Source organism: Azospirillum sp. (genome assembly GCF_050789165.1).
In genome coordinates, this window is sequence record NZ_JBOZRT010000160.1 from 23,441 (window position 1) to 43,073 (window position 19,633).

General features: G+C 70.5%; 12 protein-coding genes. 6 read left to right on the forward strand and 6 right to left on the reverse strand.

Going from position 1 to position 19,633, the window contains the following annotated elements:
* Position 1: 1 nt before the first annotated feature.
* The 6 genes from cobN to ACRWK7_RS34105 form a co-directional block, all read right to left on the reverse strand.
* Positions 2 to 3,952, reverse strand: coding sequence for a cobaltochelatase subunit CobN (gene cobN / locus ACRWK7_RS34080; RefSeq protein WP_431862126.1), 3,951 nt, complete (start codon positions 3,950 to 3,952; stop codon positions 2 to 4).
* A gap of 4 nt (positions 3,953 to 3,956) precedes the next feature.
* Positions 3,957 to 6,125 carry a TonB-dependent hemoglobin/transferrin/lactoferrin family receptor gene (locus ACRWK7_RS34085; RefSeq protein ID WP_431862128.1) on the reverse strand — a complete coding sequence of 723 codons (2,169 nt, stop codon included), beginning with the start codon at positions 6,123 to 6,125 and terminating at the stop codon, positions 3,957 to 3,959.
* An 87-nt stretch (positions 6,126 to 6,212) separates the two neighbouring features.
* Entirely contained in the window at positions 6,213 to 6,401 is a 189-nt protein-coding gene (gene hemP / locus ACRWK7_RS34090) for a hemin uptake protein HemP (protein ID WP_431862130.1), read from the reverse strand.
* 111 nt (positions 6,402 to 6,512) lie between these two features.
* Positions 6,513 to 6,704: a hypothetical protein gene (locus tag ACRWK7_RS34095; protein ID WP_431862132.1), complete on the reverse strand. Its 192-nt coding sequence runs from the start codon at positions 6,702 to 6,704 to the stop codon at positions 6,513 to 6,515.
* Between the two features lie 162 nt (positions 6,705 to 6,866).
* The gene (locus ACRWK7_RS34100) at positions 6,867 to 8,534 is read right to left on the reverse strand and encodes a cation acetate symporter (RefSeq protein ID WP_431862134.1); all 1,668 of its coding nucleotides are present in this window, start codon (positions 8,532 to 8,534) and stop codon (positions 6,867 to 6,869) included.
* A complete protein-coding gene (locus ACRWK7_RS34105; protein WP_431862136.1) occupies positions 8,531 to 8,842 on the reverse strand; it encodes a DUF485 domain-containing protein in 312 nt (103 codons plus the stop codon). Before ACRWK7_RS34105 ends, ACRWK7_RS34100 begins: the two co-directional genes overlap by 4 nt.
* A gap of 307 nt (positions 8,843 to 9,149) precedes the next feature.
* Here ACRWK7_RS34105 and ACRWK7_RS34110 point away from each other — a divergent pair, with 307 nt between their 5' ends.
* The 6 genes from ACRWK7_RS34110 to otnK all read left to right on the forward strand — a co-directional run bounded on the left by ACRWK7_RS34110 (position 9,150) and on the right by otnK (position 19,605).
* On the forward strand, positions 9,150 to 11,930 hold the full coding sequence (locus ACRWK7_RS34110) for a cache domain-containing protein (RefSeq protein ID WP_431862138.1): 2,781 nt from the start codon (positions 9,150 to 9,152) through the stop codon (positions 11,928 to 11,930).
* Between the two features lie 31 nt (positions 11,931 to 11,961).
* On the forward strand, positions 11,962 to 12,684 hold the full coding sequence (locus ACRWK7_RS34115; protein WP_431862140.1) for a response regulator transcription factor: 723 nt from the start codon (positions 11,962 to 11,964) through the stop codon (positions 12,682 to 12,684).
* A 232-nt stretch (positions 12,685 to 12,916) separates the two neighbouring features.
* Positions 12,917 to 14,545 (forward strand): acyl-CoA synthetase, encoded by a 1,629-nt coding sequence (locus tag ACRWK7_RS34120; protein ID WP_431862142.1) that lies wholly within the window; start codon positions 12,917 to 12,919, stop codon positions 14,543 to 14,545.
* A gap of 2 nt (positions 14,546 to 14,547) precedes the next feature.
* Positions 14,548 to 16,338: an acyl-CoA dehydrogenase family protein gene (locus ACRWK7_RS34125; protein ID WP_431862144.1), complete on the forward strand. Its 1,791-nt coding sequence runs from the start codon at positions 14,548 to 14,550 to the stop codon at positions 16,336 to 16,338.
* A gap of 254 nt (positions 16,339 to 16,592) precedes the next feature.
* Positions 16,593 to 18,236 carry an electron transfer flavoprotein-ubiquinone oxidoreductase gene (locus ACRWK7_RS34130; protein WP_431862146.1) on the forward strand — a complete coding sequence of 548 codons (1,644 nt, stop codon included), beginning with the start codon at positions 16,593 to 16,595 and terminating at the stop codon, positions 18,234 to 18,236.
* 91 nt (positions 18,237 to 18,327) lie between these two features.
* A complete protein-coding gene (gene otnK / locus ACRWK7_RS34135) occupies positions 18,328 to 19,605 on the forward strand; it encodes a 3-oxo-tetronate kinase (RefSeq protein WP_431862148.1) in 1,278 nt (425 codons plus the stop codon).
* Positions 19,606 to 19,633: the final 28 nt, after the last annotated feature.

Consider the following 19,633-nt stretch of genomic DNA (forward strand, 5'->3'; position numbering starts at 1 on the left):
CTCAGAGTCCTTGTGAGACGAAGACGCGCGAGGGGCGGCGCGACTGGTGGCGCGCGCCGGCGACGAAGGCCAGGAGGGTGATCAGCACGGCGGCGGGCATCGACCAGGGGAAGGGCGCCGGATCGGCCGCCTGCTCCTGCTTCTCCAGCTTCTGTCCCTGCACGGGCTGGGCTTGCGGTTGGGGCTGGGACTGGGCGGCGGGCTCCGGGGCCGGAGGCGCCGCCTCCGCCGGGGGTGCGGCGTCGCTCAGGCCGAAGCCGGCGGCCTGGGCGACGAAGGCCTGGAACGTCTTGTTGTCGGTGGTGACGTCGTAGCGCTCCGCCAACTCCTGCCAGCGCTGCGCCAGCTGGGCGACGTCCTTGGGGTCGGCGTGCCAGTACTCCTTGCGGGCGGCTTCCAGCATGCGCTCGATGACCTGGGCCTGGGCGTGCGGGTTGTTCTTCTCGAACCACTCCTTGATGCCGAGGTTCAGCTTGTCATCGACGTAGACGGCCTTCAGCTCGTCCCACTGGTCGTCGCGCACCACCTCGGGCGCGGTCGCCTGCCAGCCCCACAGGTTGTTGACGGTGTCCAGGATCTCCAGCGTGCCGCTGTAGCCCTGCTTTTGCATCTCCGAGATCCAGCCGGGGTGGAAGTAGCGGCTCTTCATCTCCTTGGCGAGGAAGCCGGCGGCGGTCTCGGTGCGCGGGTTGCCGGACTCGCGCAGGTTGGAGATGTACAGCTCCGGCGACTTGCCGGTGAGCTGGCGCACCGCCAGCCCTATGCCGCCCAGATACTGGAACGGGTCGTCGGTGGTGAGCATGCCGTAGAGGTTGGAGCTGCGCGACAGCAGCGCGCCGTCCACGCCCTTCAGATGCTCGGCGAAGGCGTTCACCGGGGGCTTCTCGCCCCACTTGGACTCGTCCGGCCCGTAGGCGAACTGCATGCGGTTCAGGTAGAGGTTGGCCAGCTTGCGGTCGCCTTCGGCGCGGTCCTCCTTGCCGTCCTTGCCGGTGCCCCAGGTGTCCGAGGCCAGCGTGGCGTTGTCCAGCCCGGTGCCGTAGGCGCCGGACTCCGAGGAGAACACGCGCGTCTGCGCCAGCCGCTTCGCCTCCGCCGCCGGCACGCCCTGGCCGAGCAGCGCGGTCTCAATCCGGCGGGCGTTGGCGGCGACGGCGTTGCCGGGCTCGTCCAGCTCCGACGCCTTCTTGGCGGCCTCGGCCAGCATCTTCATGACGTTCGGGAAATGGTCGCGGTAGAGGCCGGTGGCGGAGATCACCGCGTCCACCCGCGGGCGCTTCAGCTCGGCCGCCGGGATCGCCTCGACGCCGGTGATGCGGCCGCCGGCGTCCCAGGTCGGGCGGAAGCCCATCACCGCCAGCGCCTGCGCCTCCAGCATGCCGAAGTGGCGCATGGTCTCCACCGACCACAGGGAGAAGGCCAGCTTCTCCGGGTAGCGGCCGTTGGCCTGCCGGTGCTGCTCGATCAGCTTCTCGGCGGCCTCGCGCCCGGCCTCCCAGGCCTGCTTGGTGGGCACGCGCGACGGGTCGAAGCCGTAGAGGTTGCGGCCCGTCGGCAGGCTGTCCGGGTTCTTGATCGGGTCGCCGCCGTAGGAGGTCGGCACCAGCCGCCCGGCGAGGCCGGCCAGCAGCCCCTCGTTCTCCTGGTTGCCGGCCAGCGCCAGCCAGAAGCCGCGGCCCTTCTCCAGCAGATCCGCCACCGCGGGGTTGCCGGCGTACGACTCGCCGTTGCGGACGTGGCGGTCGAGCAGGCGCCACGCCTCGGTGTCGCGCAGCTTGGTGTAGTCGGTGACGACCATCTCCTCCGGGTCGTCGGGCATCAGCGCGGTCAGGAGCGGCCGGCCGAGCATCTGCATCACGGTGAACAGCCGCAGGTCGGATTCCGCCGGCTGTCCAAAGGTGGCGAGGCCGAGCGGCTGCTGTTGCAGCGCCAGATCGTGCAGGTGGTTGTGCAGGGAATCGACGAACGCCCGCAAATCGCGGTCGATGGCCGCCGGGTCGATGCCCATGTCCTTGTCGATCTTCAGCTCGATCACGAGGGCGCGGAGGTCGGCGGCGGTCTTCGCCTTGACCTCGCCGTCGTCCATGTTCAGCCACGTGTGCAGCATGTCGTGCAGGCGGTTGATGTCGCCGTGCAGCCCGGCCGGCGCGAAGGACGGCGTGGCGTGCGAGATGGTGACCGCCCGGCCGCGCCGCTTGGTCTGCAACGCCTCGCCGATGTTGTCGACGATGTACGGGTAGAGCACCGGCGTGTCGCCGAGCACGAGGTAGGGGAAGTCGACCACCGACAGCCCACGCTCCTTGCCCGGCTGCCACTCCTCGGTGCCGTGGGTGCCGTAGTGGATCAGGGCGTCGGCGCCGAACTGCTCGCGCGCCCACAGGTAGGTGGCGAGGTAGAAGTGCGAGGGCGGCACCTTGGTGTCGTGGTACATCGCCTTTTCGCGGTCGTCGAACTTCTCGCCGCGCGGCGGCTGCGGCAGGATGGTGACGTTGCCGAGCTTCAGGCGCGGCACCACGAACACGCGCTCACCGTCCACCTCGGCGGCCATGGCGGACGTCTCCGGGTCGCCGAAGCGGCCGGTCACCGCGGCGCGCACGTCCTGCGGCAGGGCGTCGAACCACGCGCGGTAGCGGGCGATCGGGAACGCCTCGGCCAGCCCGCGCTTCAGCAGATCCTCCAGCTCGTCGTCGTGGTAGAAGGGCGACAGCAGCGCGGTCAGGTCCTCGACCAGCGCCTCCTCGCCGCGCGTGTCGACGCGGTAGCCGGCGGCGTTCAGCGCGTCGAGCGTGCTCTCCAGGCTGCGCGGCAGGTTGAGGAAGGAGGCGCCGAGGTTCTTCTCGCCCGGCGGGTAGTTCCAGAACAGGATCGCCGCCTTCTTCTCGGCGTTCGGCGTCCGCTGCAGGCGGGTCAGCGCCAGCGCCTTGTTCACCACCGCGCGCGCCTGCGCGTCGATGGTGACGATGTCGCCGTCCGCCTTGCGGGTGAAGGCGGCCATGATCGGATCGCTGATGCCGGCGTATTCCGGCTGCGCCAGATAGAAGGGGATGTCGGTGGTGGAGACGCCGGCGGTGTCCTGCTCCCAGTCCGCCTGCTCGCCCTTGCGGTAGGGCATGGCCTGCAGGACGGGGATGCCGAGCCGCTCGAACTCCGCCTTGCGGCCCTCGGCGTTGAGAACGATCTGCGTGTTGATCAGCACGTCGGCGACCCGGGCGTCGCCCACCGACACCAGCCGCGTGATGTCGCCGTTCCCCATCGCCGGCGTGTAGAGCGGCAACGCGACCGCGCCGGTCGCCTCGATGCGGCGCACCATGTCGTCGAGGAACCCGGTCAGCTCGGCGCCGAGATAGGCCTGGTGGAAGAGGATCGCCACCACCGGCGGCCGGGTGGCCGGGTCGATCCCCTTCCACGCCAGATAGGCCTTGAGATCGGGGAAGACGCGGCCGGGATGATCGGGGTGGTAGATGGCGGCGTCGGGGAACTCCTGCGGCGGCGCGCACGCCGCCCGCTCCGCGCGGAAGACCGTCCGGTCGATCTGGCACAGGAAGCCGCTGAAGTTCGCCCGCCCGCCGTTCATGTAGTAGGTGCGCAGGAGCTGCGCCATGTCCTCGGGCACGCCGCTGGATTCGACGGTCTTCGACTGGATCCACAGCCAGGGCGCGGTGATCCCCTTCATCACCGGCCCCAGCCTGGCCTGGGCGGCCCCAAGCGCCGCCCCGTACGGCGCGTCGATGACGACGAGGCCGTAGCGGGACAGCTCGGCCGCCCCGACGTCCGGAGGCAGCGTCTCGACGAAGCGGTACTCGACCTCCAGCCCCATCTCGGCCGCCAGCGGTTGAATGCGCTGGAACTTCCCGGCCTGGGTCGGCTGGGCGGCGAGGAACAGCACGCTCTTGCCCCACGCGGGCGAGGCCAGGGACAGCAGGGCGGCGAGGAGGACAACCAGACGGGTCATGGCATCACCAGCGGATGGTGGCGTTGACGCCGACCGTGCGGCCGGGCCGGGCGAAGCGGTCGAGGTCGGCCCGGTTCGCGGCGACGCCGGTCACGTCGCGGTAGCCGAAGTACTTGCGGTCGAAGATGTTGAAGACGCCGGCGTTGATGGTCACCGTCGGGTCGTACTCGTAGGACACGGTGGCGTCGGCGACGACGTAGCTGGGCGTCTGGAAGTAGGACGGCTGGCTGACGCGCTCGTGCTTGGCGGCGCCGCGGCCGATCACCTCCGCCCCGAAGCCCGAAGCGTGGTCGTAGCGCACGCCGAGAACGCCGGTGAGCGGCGCCACGCTGTCCACCGGCAGGCCGGTGCTGGTGTCCTTGCCGCGGGCGTAGGCGGCGGTGCCGAACACCGCCCATTCCGGGGCCAGGCGCCACTCGCCGCGCGCCTCCAGGCCCCAGATCTCGACCTGCGGCAGGTTGCGGTACTGGTACTGCGTGATGCCGCTGCGGGTGCCGATGACCTGGCTGTCGATGAAGTCGTCGTACAGGTTGTAGAAGGCGTTGACGCCGAAGCTGCTGCCGCCGGCGAAGCGGCCGCGCAGGCCGGCCTCGAAGCCGTGGCTGGTTTCCGCCTTCAGGTCGGGGTTGGGCAGCATCTCGTACCGCTGCGGCCCGTTGACGTAGCCGTTGTTGGCGCTGTCGAACGGCGGGCTGCGGAAGCCACGGGCGTACAGGCCGTAGAGCTTGTACTGCTCGGTCAGCGCGTAGGTGACGCCGAGCTTGGGCGACACCGCGAAGTCCGACACCTCCTGCACCGGGCGGTTGGCCGAGTTGCTGGTGCGGAACTCGGCGTCGGGGTGCGGCGTCATCTTGTAGTAGTCGACGCGCACCGCCGGCGTGAAGGTGAAGCGCCCGGCCGCCACCTCGTCCTGCACGTAGGCGCCGGCCTGGATGGTGGTGGTGTCCGGGTAGTTCTTGTTCGGAAACACCTCGGCCGGCACGCCGGGACCGCCGGAGAAGCTGCGCGTCACCGCGCCGGTGGCGAGGTTGGTCTCGTAGCGGTCGCGCGGGCGGCTGGTCTCGGCGCGGTCGAGGCTGGCGCCGTAGGTGAAGGTGTTCTTCAGCCCGAACAGCGTCGCCGCGCTGGTCATCTGCACGTCGCCGCCGACGATGGACTGGCGGAAGTCCAGGTTGGTCATGCGGCGGGACAGCGTGGTGCCGCTGCGGCGCAGCTGCTCGGTGTCCTCGCCGCGGGTGACGCGGGTGGCGTAGAGCCGCCACTCCAGCCGGTCGACGAAGCCGATGGGAGCGGTGTGGACGTGATCGACGCTGACGCGCAGGCGCTTGGTGTCGTCGTCGCCGAAGCTGTTCAGCACGGTGGCGGTGCGCTCGCTCAGCACGTCGGTCTCGGTGCGGCGCTGGAAGGACTCCACGGTGAAGCGCAGCTTGTCGGACTCGCTCGGCCGCACCACCAGCTTGGCCAGCACGTTGTTGGAGCCGAAGTCCTGCGGGTTCGGCGCGACGCTGCCGTTCGGCTTGACCTCATGGCCGTCGCGGCGGGTGTAGGCGACCATCACGTCGGCCCAAGCGGCGCGGGCGGCGGCGATCAGCGTCTTGGACAGGCTGTTGTCGGCGGAGTCGTAGCCGCCCTTGACCACCGCCGCCCAGTCCTTGCCGACGCGCGCCAGATAGTCCTCCGGGTCCTTGGTGACGTAGGCGACGACGCCGCCGATGGCGTCGCTGCCGTACAGGGCGGAGGCCGGGCCGCGCACGATCTCCACGCGCTTCAGCGTCTCTAGGTCGACGAAGTCGCGGGTGTAGGTGCCGGGGCCGGCGTTGGATTCCGGGAAGTCCGGGACGCGCACGCCGTCGATCTGCACGCGCACCCGGTTCTCGCCGATGCCGCGGATCGTGTAGTTGGTGGAGCCCGCCCGCGCCGGCTGGTTGCCGATGTCGATGCCGGGCTCGTAGCGGGTGATGTCGCGCAGGCTGCCCTGGCTGCGGCGCTCCAGCTCCTCCCCGCCGATCACGGTGACGGTCTGCGGCGTGTCGTAGACGGACTTTTCCGAGCGGGTGGCGGTGACCGACACCGGGCCGAGCTGGACGGCGTCATCCGCGGCCAGGGCGGGAGGTGCGAACAGAAGGACGAATGGCAAGGGCGCCAGATACGGCAGCGAGCGCGAAGCGAGCATGGGTCAGGTCCATGAATGAGCGTTGGACGATGGCCTGGCTGGCTCGCGCGGGATGCGCTGGCTGGCTGGGACGGAGTGTGGGAGGCGTTACTTGATCAGAAGCAGCTTGTTGGCCCGCGTGATGCGCAGGCGGTAGTTCTGGCCCGCGTGGCGGATGACGATCTCGTTGGCGCCGCGCAGCAGGTCGGCGGCCTCGACCACCTCCACCGCGCCCGGCTCCGCGCTGGCGTCCCCGCCGGGGCGCTGTGGCCCCGGGTCGGCGTTCTCCGTCGTCACCGTTTTCAATCCCCCGATTTGATTAGTCCGCAACTGATAATCATTCTCATCTACCCGGCGCGGCGGCGCTTGTCAATAACCCTTCGAAGGGTGGTTGATTGGGGATCCGGACTAACGGTTCGCCGGGAAATAGACGTGCAGGGAGATGACGAAGATGGCGACCAGGATGGCGAGCAGCGCGAAGGCGGCGACGTAGCTGTACACCGGGGCGTGGGTGCGGGTGCAGAAGGGCGCGCCTTCCGACGTGCACCCCTGGCAGGAGTATCCCGCCAGCCGCAGCGGGCATGTTTCGTTGGTGGTCACGTTGCCCAACAAACGCGGAAGCTCCGGTCGCGCGCGACCCCCGTCATACCGCGGAACGCCGCCGGGCGCGATGCGGCCGTGGGACGCATCGGACGCTGATGAATGGAAAAAGGCCGGAGGCGTCGCCGCCCCCGGCCCTTCTCCCCCGAACGGTGCGCCAGCTCAGTGCGCCGACGCGGCGGCGGCGCCGATGCCGGTCTGCGAGCGGACGTACTGGTCCTCGTAGGCGGCGATCTCCGCCTTGGCGCGGGCGCTGCTGTCCAGCTTGGAGACCACGATGGTCACCAGGAACGCCAGCGACATGGAGAACAGCGCCGGGTGCTCGTACGGGAAGATCGGCTGCGCGTACCCGATCACCGCGACCCACACCGTCTTCGACAGGATGACCAGCGTCACCGCCGAGATGAGGCCGGCAAGACCGCCCCACAGCGCGCCGCGGGTGGTCAGGCCCTTCCAGTACATGGACAGGATCAGCACCGGGAAGTTGGCCGAGGCCGCGATGCCGAAGGTCAGGCCGACCAGGAAGGCGACGTTCTGCTTCTCGAACAGGATGCCCAGCACCACGCCGATGACGCCCAGCGCCAGCGACGACAGCTTGGACACGCGCATCTCCTGCGCCTCGGTCGCCTTGCCCTTGCAGATGACGCGGGCGTAGAGGTCGTGCGCGATGGAGGACGCGCCGGCCAGCGCCAGGCCCGCCACCACCGCCAGGATGGTCGCGAAGGCCACCGCCGACATGAAGCCGAGCAGCAGGTCGCCGCCCATCGCCTGGGCCAGGTGCATGATCGGCATGTTGTTGCCGCCGATCAGCTTGCCGCCGACCGCGCCGCCCTCGAAGTACTTCGGGTCGGTGCCGACGATGGAGATCGCGGCCATGCCGAGGATGGCGACCACCAGGAAGAAGGCGCCGATCAGGCCCGACGCCACGAACACGCTCTTGCGCGCCTCCTTGGCGTTCGGGACGGTGAAGAAGCGCATCATGATGTGCGGCAGCGCCGAGGTGCCGAACACCAGGCCCAGCGACATCGACACCGTCGACACCGGGTCGGCCAGCAGCGCGCCCGGGCCCATGATCTTGACGCCGGCCTTGTGGGCGGCGGTGGCCTTGGCGGCGATGGTCTCCAGGCTGAAGCCGAACTGCACCAGCACCAGCAGCAGCAGCAGCAGGCCGCCGCCCAGCATCAGGCAGGCCTTGATGATCTGCACCCAGGTGGTGGCGATCATGCCGCCGAAGGTGACGTAGATCACCATCAGCACGCCCACCAGCACCACGGCGATCGCGTAGTCCAGGCCGAACAGCAGCTTGATGAGCTGGCCGGCGCCGACCATCTGCACCACCAGATAGCAGCACACCACGGTCAGCGAGCCCATCGCCGCGAAGGTGCGCACCTTGGATTGATCAAGGCGGTAGGACGCGATGTCGGCGAAGGTGAAGCGGCCCAGGTTGCGCAGGCGCTCCGCCATCAGGAACAGGATGATCGGCCAGCCGACGAAGAAGCTGACGATGTAGGCCACGCCGTCGAAGCCGGTCAGGTACACCATGCTCGACAGGCCGAGCAGCGTCGCCGCCGACATGTAGTCGCCGGCGATGGCCAGGCCGTTCTGAAAGCCGGAGATGCCGCCGCCCGCCGTGTAGAAGTCCGACGCGGTGCGGGTGCGCTTGGCGGCCCAGTAGGTGATGGCCAGCGTCAGGCCGACGAAGGCCACGAACATGGCGATGGCGGTGGGGTTGACCGCCTGCTTGTCGGCGGCGCCCATGTCGCCGGCCGCGAGCGCCGGGCCGGCGGCCAGCAGGGCCGCGGCGAGGGTGCCGAGAAAGGCCTTGCTCATCGCTCGCTCTCCGCCACGATCTGGTTGTTGAGGTCTTCGAACTCGCCGTTGGCGAAGTACGAGTAGACACCGGTCAGCAGCCAGGAGATGACGATGATGACGGCGGCGATCGGGAACCCGATGGAGATGGCCGATCCCTGCCCGACGGGCGTGCGCAGCGCGTCGGGCGCGAAGGCGACGGCCATCATCAGCGCGTAGTAGGACACCAGCACGATCAGCGACAGGACCAGCGCCAGCCGTCCCCGCTTCTGGACCAGCGCCTGGAACTTCGGATTCTGGCGAACCCGCTGGTAGACAGGATCGGACATGTTTCCCCCGAAACTTGGTTTTAATGGGGGATGTTCCTACCAACCCATTGTTTCCTGATTTTCCCCCAATTGTGACGAATTGTGTCGGCTGCAAAAATTTGCGGCAGCGGCCCGAGCCCTCCCCCAGCCCTGCTGGGGGAGGGTTGGGTGGGGGCAGCGGCCTGCCCGAGAGGCCGTAGCCCCCACCCTCCCGCTGCGCGGGTCCCTCCCTCCCCCGCCGGAGGCAGGGGAGGGACAGCATCACCCTTGCCCCATCAAGGCCATCGGGTCCACAGTCCGCCCGTCCGCCTCCGCCGCGTCCGGTGCCATGGCCCACTCCCGCCTGTTCCTCCGCCTGTTCTCCAGCGTGCTGCTGGTGGTCGTGCTGTTCTCCTCCGCCTACTACCTGCTGTCCGTGCCGCTGGTGAAGGAGAAGGCGTACCAGATCGAACTCGACGCCAGCCGCACCATCCTCGACAACGTGCACGAGATGGTCGGCCGCATCCGCTCCAACATCGAGGAGCAGCGCACCACCATCATCGACACCTTCAAGTCGGAGATGCGGGCCCGGGTGACGCTGGCCGCCGGCTACATCGACTACGTCCTCGACCGCCACGAGCGCGGCGAGATCACCCGCGCCGAGGCGGAGCGCCTGATCTACGACGGCCTCCGGGCGTTCAAGACCGGCAAGGACGACTACATCTGGCTGACCAACTACGACGCCGTGCTGCTGTCGCACGCCGACCCCGACTGGATCGGCCAGAGCGCCGCCGAGCTGCAGGACCAGCAGGGGCGCTACATCGTGCCGACCATCATCGAGCGGGCGCGGCGCGAGGGCGAGGGCTACCACACCTATCCCTGGAAGCGGCCCGGCGCCGAGGCGGGCACCGACCCGCGGGCGCAGAAGATGTCGTACTTCCGCGACCTGAAGCGGCACGGGCTGGTGATCGGCGCCGGCGCCTACCTCGACGACATGGACGCGGTGATCGAGCGCCGCATGGGCGAGGCCATCGAGGACCTGCGCCAGGCGCTGCGCAACATCCGCATCGCCCGCACGGGCTACGTCTACATCTTCGATTCCACGCGGCGGATGCTGATCCACCCGAACGCCAACATCGAGGGCACGGCGTTCGGCGACCTGCGCGACCCGTCCACCGGCGCCTTCATCGGCGAGGCGCTGATGCGGGCGGCGCACGAGAACCGCTACCTGCGCTACCTCTGGGACAAGCCGAGCGATCCCAACAACTACGCCTACGAGAAGATCACCTGGGTGCGGCACGAGCCGGGCCTGGACTGGTACATCGCCTCCAGCGTCTACGAGGAGGAGCTGCGCAGCTCCTCGACCGAGCTGGGCAACCGGCTGTTCGCCGTGTCGCTGGTCATCATGGCGGTGGGTGGCGGCCTGGGCTACGTCGGCGCGCGGCGGCTGGTCAGCCCGCTGCGCCGGCTCGCCGACACCGCGGCGCAGGTGCGCGCCGGCAACCTGGACGCCCGGAGCGGCATCGTCCGCAACGACGAGATCGGCGACCTCGCCGCCACCTTCGACGGCATGGTGCGCCGGGTGAAGGACGACATCGCCACCCTCGACAGCCGCGTCAAGGAGCGCACCGCGGCGCTGGAGAACGCCGAGGCGCGGCAGCGCCTGATCCTCGACGCCATCCCCGCCGCCATCGCCTACCTGGACGGCCAGGAGCGGCTGCGCTTCGTCAACCGGCGCTGGTGCGAGCTGCCGCACACACGGCGCGGCCCGGTGCTCGGCCGCCGCCTGCGCGAGGCGCTGACCGCCGACGCCTACGACCACCTCTCGCCCGCCCTGACGCGCGCCCGCACCGGCGAGACGACCACCTTCGAATACACGGTCGCGCTCGGCGTCCGGCCGCTGATCACCCGCAACACGGTGCTGCCGCAGCAGGGTGCCGGCGGCGCCGTGCTCGGCTTCTTCGTGCTGACGCTGGACGTCACCGACGAGACCGAGCGCCAGCGCCACCTGGAGGAGGCGGAGCGGCTGAAGGCGGTCGGCCAGCTGGCCGGCGGGCTGGCGCACGACTTCAACAACCTGCTGACCATCATCCTGGGCAACCTCGCGGTGGCGCGCGAGCGCTTCGCCGACCTGGAGGAGCTGACCGGCTACCTGGAGCCCGCCCAGCGCGCCAGCCGCCGCGGCGCCGACATCACCGCCCGCCTGCTCGCCTTCTCCCGCCGGCAGCCGCTGAAGCCGCAGCCGGTGGAGGTGTGCGCGCTGGTGCGCGAGACGGCGGTGCTGCTGCGCCGCTCCCTGCCGGCCAGCATCGTCCTCGTCACGCCGGGAGCGGAGGACGCCGCCTGGGCGGTGGCCGACCCGACGCAGCTGGAGAACGCGCTGGTCAACCTCGCGCTCAACAGCCGCGACGCCATGCCGGAGGGCGGCACGCTGACCGTCTCTGTGACCCCCTGCGCCGACCCGGCGGCGGGCGGCTTCGACGAGCCGCCGGCCGCCGGCCGCTACGTCGGGATCCAGGTGCGCGACACCGGCAACGGCTTCGCCCCCGGCGCCGCCGCCCGCGCCTTCGAGCCGTTCTTCACCACCAAGGCGCTGGGCTCCGGCCTCGGCCTGTCGATGGTCTACGGCTTCGTCAAACAGTCCGGCGGCTACATCCGCATCGACAGCGCGCCGCGCGCCGGCACGTCCATCACCCTGCTGCTGCCCGAGGCCGAGGCGCCCATCCCCGACGACACGCCCGGCCCGGTCGCGGCGGGCGCCCTGCCCTCGGCCTGCCGCGGCATGCTGGCGCTGGTGGTGGAGGACGACGACGACGTGCGCCTCGTGCTGCGCCAGCAGCTCATCGACCTCGGGCTGTCGGTGATCGAGGCGTCCAACGGCGAGGAGGCGATGGAGCTGGCGGAGCAGATCGACGACCTGCGGCTGGTGGTGTCGGACATCGTCATGCCCGGCGTCTCCGGCCTGACCCTGGCCCGCCACCTGCGCGCGGCGCGGCCCGACGTGCAGGTGATCCTGGTCAGCGGTTTCTCGACCGAGGAGCACGGCGAAGCCGAAGGTCTGGTCATTCTCGGCAAACCGTGGGAAAAGAGCGAACTGGCGGCGGCCATACGTCTTCCGGCCGACGCCTGACAAAAGAAAACCGGGGAAACGCACAAGGCGCATGGCCGCGAAGAAGCTCATCTACGTCGTCGACGACGATCCCGATGTCCGCGATCTGCTGCGCACGACGCTCGGCGCCTTCGGGTACGCTGTGTCGGTCTTCGGGTCCGGCAAGGCCGGGAAGGCGGCGATCCGCCGCGAGCCGCCGGACGTCGCCATCGTCGACCTCGGCCTGCCCGACATGGACGGCCTGACCCTGGTGCGCGAGCTGTGGGAGGACGTGCGCTTCGGCGTCATCGTGCTGACCGGCCGCGGCGATGTGTCCGACCGCGTGCTGGGGCTGGAGCTGGGCGCCGACGACTACATCGTGAAGCCGTTCGAGCCGCGCGAGCTGGTCGCCCGCGTCAACACGGTGATCCGCCGGCGCGAGCAGCTGATGGCCGCCGGCCGCGGCGCGTCCACGGCCAAGGCGCGCTTCGCCGGCTGGACCTTCGACGTCGGCGACCTGACGCTCACATCCGACGACGGCCGCAAGGAGACGCTGACCGCGGCGGAGGCGGCGCTGCTCAGCGCGCTCCTCAAGGCGCCGCGCCGCGTGCTGTCGCGCGAGCAGCTGCAGAGCGAGGAGCTGGACCGCGGCGACCTGCCCTTCGAGCGCGCGGTGGACGTGCGCATCTCGCGCATCCGCAAGAAGCTGGAGCCGGACCCGCGCTCGCCGAAACTGATCCGCACGGTGTACGGGGCCGGCTACCTGTTCGCGGCGGACGTCACCTGGGTGAATTAAAGCCCTCCCCTGCCTCCGGCGGGGGAGGGTTGGGTGGGGGCAACGGGCTTCCCCCGAAGCCGCAGCCCCCACCCTTCCCGCTTCGCGGGCCCCTTCCCTCCCCCCGCGGGGCGTGGGGAGGGAGGAACACAATTCGCAACAATTCGGAGAAACTTGCGCAAACCCGGGCCGCTACCCTCCGGGCCAACGATGCGACCAACGCGTCGACGCTCTGGAGTGAGGAAGCGATACCATGGGTGCTGCCAGCCCGTTCAGCCTGCATCTCGACAAGACCGCCGCCAACCACGTCGCGCTGACGCCGCTGACGTTCCTGGAGCGCGCCGCCAGCGTCTGGCCCGACCGCGTCGCCGTCGTGCACGGCCCGATCCGCCGCACCTGGGCGGACACCTTCGTGCGCGTCCGCAAGCTGGCCTCGGCGCTGACCAAGCGCGGCATCGGCAAGAACGACACCGTCGCCGTGCTGGCCGCCAACACGCCCGAGCTGTTCGAGGCGCATTTCGGCGTGCCGCTGGCCGGCGCCGTGCTCAACGCCATGAACACCCGTCTGGACGCCGCCGCCATCACCTTCATGCTGGAGCACAGCGAGGCGAAGATCCTCCTCTGCGACCGCGAGTTCTCGAAGATCGGCAAGCCCGCCGTCGCCGCCATGAAGGCACCGATCCCGGTCATCGACATCGACGACCCGCAGTACGCGGGCGGCGAGCTGTTCGGCGAATGCGATTACGAGGCGCTGCTGGCCACCGGCGACGCCGACTTCCCGTGGACCATGCCGGCCGACGAGTGGGACGCGATCACGCTGAACTACACCTCCGGCACCACCGGCAACCCGAAGGGCGTCGTCTACCACCACCGCGGCGCCTACCTGAACGCGGTGTCGAACGCGCTGTCCTGGAGCATGGGCGACGGCCCGGTCTACCTGTGGACGCTGCCGATGTTCCACTGCAACGGCTGGTGCTTCCCGTGGACGCTGGCGGTGGTCGCCGGTACCTCGGTCTGCCTGCGCGCCGTGCGCCCCGACGCCGTGCTGGCCGCCATCCGCGACGAGAAGGTCACGCACTTCTGCGGCGCGCCGATCGTGCTGAACATGATCAACAACGCGCCGGCCGAGATGAAGGCCGGCATCGACCACAAGGTGAAGGTGATGACCGCCGGCGCCGCCCCGCCCGCCGCGGTGATCGCCGGCATGGAGCGCATGGGCTGGGAGGTCACCCACGTCTACGGCCTGACCGAGGTGTACGGCCCGGTGACGCTGTGCGTCTGGCATGAGAAGTGGGACGGCCTGGAGATCGACCAGAAGTCGGTGCTGAAGTCCCGCCAGGGCGTGCGCGGCCCGATGCTGGAGGCGGTCATGGTCGCCGACCCAACCACGCTGGAGGCGGTGCCGAAGGACGGCAAGACCATGGGCGAGGTCTTCATGCGCGGCAACAACGTCATGAAGGGCTACCTGAAGAACCAAACGGCCACGCAAGAGGCGTTCTCCGGCGGCTGGTTCCACACCGGCGACCTCGCGGTGTGGCACGAGGACGGCTACCTGGAGATCAAGGACCGCTCCAAGGACATCGTCATCTCCGGCGGCGAGAACATCTCGACCATCGAGGTCGAGGACGTGCTGTACCGCCATCCCGACGTGCTGGAGGCCGCCGTGGTCTCCCGCCCCGACCCAAAGTGGGGCGAGACGCCCTGCGCCTTCGTCACCCTGAAGGACGGCGCGACGGCCACCGAGGCCGACATCATCGCCTTCTGCCGCGAGCACATGGCGCACTTCAAGGCGCCGCGCACGGTGGTCTTCCGCGCCCTGCCGAAGACCTCGACCGGCAAGATCCAGAAATACGTGCTGCGGCAGATCGCCAAGGAGCTCTGAGCATGACCTACACCGCCCCGCTGCGCGACATCCGCTTCACGCTGGACGAGGTCGCCGACATCGCCGCCGTGGCCGCCCTGCCCGGCTACGAGGAAGCCACCGAGGAGCTGCGCGACTCCATCCTGGAGGAGGCCGGCAAGATCGCCGGCGGCCTGCTCGCCCCGCTGAACCGCGTCGGCGACACCACCGGCGCCAAATGGAACGACGGCGCCGTCACCACGCCCGAGGGGTGGCGCGACGCCTGGAACACGCTGGTCGAGGGCGGCTGGAACGGCCTGCCCTTCGACGCGCAGTGGGGCGGCATGGGCCTGCCCAACGTGCTGAACACCGCCGTGCAGGAGATGTGGCACGCCGCCAACATGGCCTTCGCGCTGAACCCCATGCTGACGCAGGGTGCGGTCAACGCGCTCCAGCAGTTCGCCTCGGAGGAGATCAAGCAGACCTACCTGCCGCGCATGGTGTCGGGCGAGTGGACCGGCACCATGAACCTGACCGAGCCGCAGGCCGGCTCCGACCTCGCCGCCATCCGCTCCCGGGCGGAGCCGGCGGGCGACGGCAGCTACAAGGTGTTCGGCCAGAAGATCTTCATCACCTACGGCGACCACGACCTGACGGAGAACATCGTCCATCTGGTGCTGGCGCGCCTGCCGGACGCTCCGGCCGGGGTGAAGGGCATCTCGCTGTTCGTGGTGCCGAAGTTCCTGGTGAACGAAGACGGCTCCGTCGGCGCGCGCAACGACGTGGCCTGCGTGTCGCTGGAGCACAAGCTGGGCATCCACGCCAGCCCGACCGCCGTGCTGTCCTTCGGCGACCAGGGCGGCGCGCGCGGCTGGCTGGTCGGCGAGCCGCACAACGGCCTCGCCTACATGTTCGTCATGATGAACCACGCCCGGCAGTCGGTCGGCCTGCAGGGCCTGTCGATCGCCGAGCGCGCCTACCAGCAGGCGCTGTCCTACGCCCGCGAGCGGGTGCAGGGCACGCCGGCCGGCTGGACGGGCGCCGCCCGCACGCCGATCGTCAACCACCCCGACGTGCGCCGCACGCTGATGAGCATGAAGGCTCGCATCGAGGCGATGCGCGGCATCCTCTACACCGCGGCGGCCGCGCACGACGTCCGCCACCACGCCGCCGACCCGGCCACCCGCGCGTCCGCGGCGACGCTGGAGGAGCTGCTGACCCCCATCGCCAAGGGCTGGAGCACCGAGACGGGGCAGGACATCGCCTCGCTCGGCGTGCAGGTGCACGGCGGCATGGGCTACATCGAGGAGACCGGGGCCGCGCAGCACCTGCGCGACGCCCGCATCACCACGATCTACGAGGGCACCACGGCGATCCAGGGCAACGATCTGGTGAACCGCAAGCTGCTGCGCGACAAGGGCGCCGGCCTCACCGCCTACCTCGACGACGTGGCCAGGAACGCCGAGGCGATGGCGGGATCCGCCGACGCCAACCTCCAGGCGCTGGGCCGCGAGTTGGGCGTCGCCGCCCGCCGCGTCGGCGAGATGGCGGCGTGGATCCTCGCCCACGCGGGGGAGCCGGCGCTGGTCGCCGCCGCGGCGGTGCCGCTGCTGAACGCCTTCGGCCTGGTGGCCGGCGGGCATTACCTGGGCATCGGCGCCCGGGCGGCGCTGCGCAAACTCGCCGAGGGTGCTTCGGACGACGGCTTCCTGGCCGCCAAGCCGGTGACCGCGCGCTTCTACGCCGAGCACCTGCTGGGTCAGGTCGAGGGCTTCCGCGCGTCGGTGGTCGATGGTGCGGCCACGGTGATGGCGCTGGACGAGAGCCAGCTCTAAAGCAAGAAAGCCCCTCTCCCTTGACGGGAGAGGGGTTGGGGAGAGGGTGGCGCCGCTGGAAGCGGCCACGTTTCCTCCCCCTCTCCCCAACCCCTCCCCCGCGAGGGGGGAGGAGCTTTGACCAGTTCTGCGCCGCCGGAGTGGCTCCCCGGCGGACACCGGGCCTTTGCCCGGGCGTTCCCCCCGAGCCTGCCTCGGCGGGGCGGCGGTCGCCGCCGTCCCGCCCCTTCTTTCCAGACGGGGATTCCGGACACATGACGACGCGCACCGACCGGGAAGCGATGGAATACGACGTGGTCATCGTCGGGGCCGGCCCGTCCGGCCTCGCCGCGGCCATCCGGCTGAAGCAGATGGCACCCGACCTGTCGGTCTGCGTGCTGGAGAAGGGCTCCGAGGTCGGGGCGCACATCCTCTCGGGCGCGGTGATGGAGCCGCACGCGCTGGACGAACTCATCCCCGACTGGAAGGAGAAGGGCGCGCCGCTCGACACCCCGGCCGGCGAGGATTCCTTCCTGTTCCTGACGCGCACCGGCTCGTTCCGCCTGCCGACGCCGCCGACGCTGCGCAACCACGGCAACTACATCGTCAGCCTGGGCAAGGTGTGCCGCTGGCTGGGGAGCCAAGCGGAGGAGCTGGGCGTCGAGATCTTCCCCGGCTTCGCCGCGGCCGAGGTGCTGTACGGCGAGGACGGCGCGGTGCGCGGCGTCGCCACCGGCGACATGGGCCTGGGGCGCGATGGCGAGCCGACCTCGCTCTTCACGCCGGGCATGGAGCTGCACGCCCGCCAGACCATCTTCGCCGAGGGCTGCCGCGGCTCGCTGGCCAAGACGGTGATCGCCCGCTTCGCCCTCGATCGCGACAGCGACCCGCAGGTCTACGGCCTGGGCATCAAGGAGCTGTGGGAGATCGACCCGGCCAAGCACAGGCCCGGCAGCATCACCCACACCGTCGGCTGGCCGCTGGACAGCGACACCTACGGCGGCTCGTTCCTCTATCACCTGGGTGAGAATCTGGTGGCGGTGGGGTTCGTGGTCGGCCTCGGCTACGAGAACCCGCACCTCTCGCCCTTCGACGAGTTCCAGCGCTTCAAGACGCACCCCGCCATCCGCCCGACCTTCGAGGGCGGCCGGCGCATAGCCTATGGCGCCCGCGCCATCGCGGCGGGCGGCTGGCAGTCGCTGCCGAAGCTGACGTTCCCCGGCGGCGTGCTGGTCGGCGACACCGCCGGCTTCCTCAACGCGCCGAAGATCAAGGGCAGCCACGCCGCCATGAAGTCCGGCATGCTGGCCGCCGAGGCGGTCGCCGCCCTGCTCACCGACGGGCAGGACCGGTGCGAGGCCGTCGGCTACGAACCGGCCTTCAAGGCGAGCTGGCTGGCCAGGGAGCTGCACGCCGCCCGCAACATCAAGCCAGCGTTCAAGTGGGGGCTGTGGCCGGCGATGGCCTACGCGGCGCTCGACACCTACCTGCTGCGCGGCAAGGCGCCGTGGACGCTGCGCCACGCCGCCGACCACGACCGCCTGAAGCCGGCCAGCGCCTGCCAGCCCATCGCCTACCCCAAGCCGGACGGCGTGGTGAGCTTCGACCGCCTCTCCTCGGTGTACCTGTCGAACACCAACCACGAGGAAAACCAGCCGATCCACCTGCGCCTGAAGGACCCGGAGAAGGCGCTGTCGGTCAACCTGACCTTCTACGAGTCGCCGGAGAGCCGCTATTGCCCGGCCGGCGTGTACGAGATCGTCCGCTCCGGGCCCGGTGGCGATGGCGGCGAGCCGCGGCTGCAGATCAACGCGCAGAACTGCCTGCACTGCAAGACCTGCGACATCAAGGACCCGACGCAGAACATCGACTGGACCTGCCCGGAAGGCAGCGGCGGCCCGAACTACGCGATGATGTGACGGCGCCTCCACCGCCGAACGGGCGGTGGAGGCGCCGCACGGCCTGCGCTACCCTGTCCCCGCGAACGATAGGAGGGGGGATGGGAACGCCATGACGCTGGCCTTGGGCTGCATCGCCGACGACTACACCGGGGCCTCGGACCTCGCCAACACGCTGACGCGCGCGGGGCTGCGCACGGTGCAGACCATCGGCGTGCCGGACGCCGCGCTGGCGCTGCCGGAGGTGGATGCCGTCGTCGTCTCGCTGAAGAGCCGCTCGATCCCCGCCGAACAGGCGGTGGCGCTATCGCTGGACGCGCACCGCTGGCTGACGGCGCGCGGCGCGGCACGGGTGCTGTTCAAGGTGTGCTCGACCTTCGACTCCACCGACCGGGGTAACATCGGCCCGGTCACCGACGCGCTGCGCGCGGCGGCGGGCGGCGGCATCGCCATGGTCACCCCGGCCTTCCCGGAAACCGGACGCACCGTCTACATGGGCCACCTGTTCGTCGGCCCGGTGCCGCTGCACGAGAGCCCGCTGAAGGACCACCCGCTCAACCCCATGCGCGACTCCAACCTGGTGCGCGTGCTGGCGCGGCAGTCGCAAACCGGCGTCGGCCTCGTCGACCGGGCGACCGTCGAGCGGGGCGCCGACGCCGTCGAGGCGCGGCTCGCAGAACTCGCCGCGGCGGGCATGGGCTCCGCCATCATCGACGCGGTATCGGACGGCGATCTGGAGACGATCGGCGCGGTGGCGGCCAAGCGGCCGGTGTCGACCGGCGCCTCCGGCCTCGGACTCGGCATCGCCCGCGCGCTGGTGGCCGCAGGCACCGTGCGGCTGGCGGCGGGGAACGCCGGGGCGGTGCTGGCTCCGGTCGGCGGGCACGCCGCCGTGGTGGCGGGCAGCTGCTCGCGCGCCACGCTGGAACAGCTCGCCGTCGCCGAAGCCAGCATGCCGATGCTGCGGCTGGACCCGGCGCGGCTGCTGGACGGAGACGGGGAGATCGAGCGCGCGCTGGCGTTCGCCGCCGAGCGGCTGCCCTCCGGCCCGGTGGTGATCGCGTCGAGCGCCACGCCCGACGCCGTGGAGGCGCTGCACGCCCGCTTCGGCCGCGAGGCGACCAGCCACCGCATCGAGCACGCGACGGCGGAGATCGTCGCGCGGCTGGTCGCGGCCGGGGTGCGGCGGCTGGTGGTGGCGGGCGGCGAGACCTCGGGCGCCGCGGTGGACCGGCTGGGCATCCCCGCCTTCCTGGTCGGCCCGGAGATCGCCCCCGGCGTGCCGGTGCTGCGCACCACCGGGTCCGGCGACGACCTGCTGATGGCGCTCAAGTCCGGCAATTTCGGCGGGCCGGACTTCTTCGCCAAGGCGCTGGGGCTGATGCGCTGAACGGGGGCGGGTTCGGAAGGCGTCTGCA

Excerpts from the sequence above, each read along its gene's own strand:
- cobN (WP_431862126.1), bottom strand. The coding sequence starts at position 3,952 with ATGACCCGTCTGGTTGTCCTCCTCGCCGCCCTGCTGTCCCTGGCCTCG.
- ACRWK7_RS34085 (WP_431862128.1), bottom strand. The coding sequence starts at position 6,125 with ATGCTCGCTTCGCGCTCGCTGCCGTATCTGGCGCCCTTGCCATTCGTC.
- ACRWK7_RS34100 (WP_431862134.1), bottom strand. The coding sequence starts at position 8,534 with ATGAGCAAGGCCTTTCTCGGCACCCTCGCCGCGGCCCTGCTGGCCGCC.
- ACRWK7_RS34105 (WP_431862136.1), bottom strand. The coding sequence starts at position 8,842 with ATGTCCGATCCTGTCTACCAGCGGGTTCGCCAGAATCCGAAGTTCCAG.
- ACRWK7_RS34110 (WP_431862138.1), top strand. The coding sequence starts at position 9,150 with ATGGCCCACTCCCGCCTGTTCCTCCGCCTGTTCTCCAGCGTGCTGCTG.
- ACRWK7_RS34115 (WP_431862140.1), top strand. The coding sequence starts at position 11,962 with ATGGCCGCGAAGAAGCTCATCTACGTCGTCGACGACGATCCCGATGTC.
- ACRWK7_RS34120 (WP_431862142.1), top strand. The coding sequence starts at position 12,917 with ATGGGTGCTGCCAGCCCGTTCAGCCTGCATCTCGACAAGACCGCCGCC.
- ACRWK7_RS34125 (WP_431862144.1), top strand. The coding sequence starts at position 14,548 with ATGACCTACACCGCCCCGCTGCGCGACATCCGCTTCACGCTGGACGAG.
- ACRWK7_RS34130 (WP_431862146.1), top strand. The coding sequence starts at position 16,593 with ATGACGACGCGCACCGACCGGGAAGCGATGGAATACGACGTGGTCATC.
- otnK (WP_431862148.1), top strand. The coding sequence starts at position 18,328 with ATGACGCTGGCCTTGGGCTGCATCGCCGACGACTACACCGGGGCCTCG.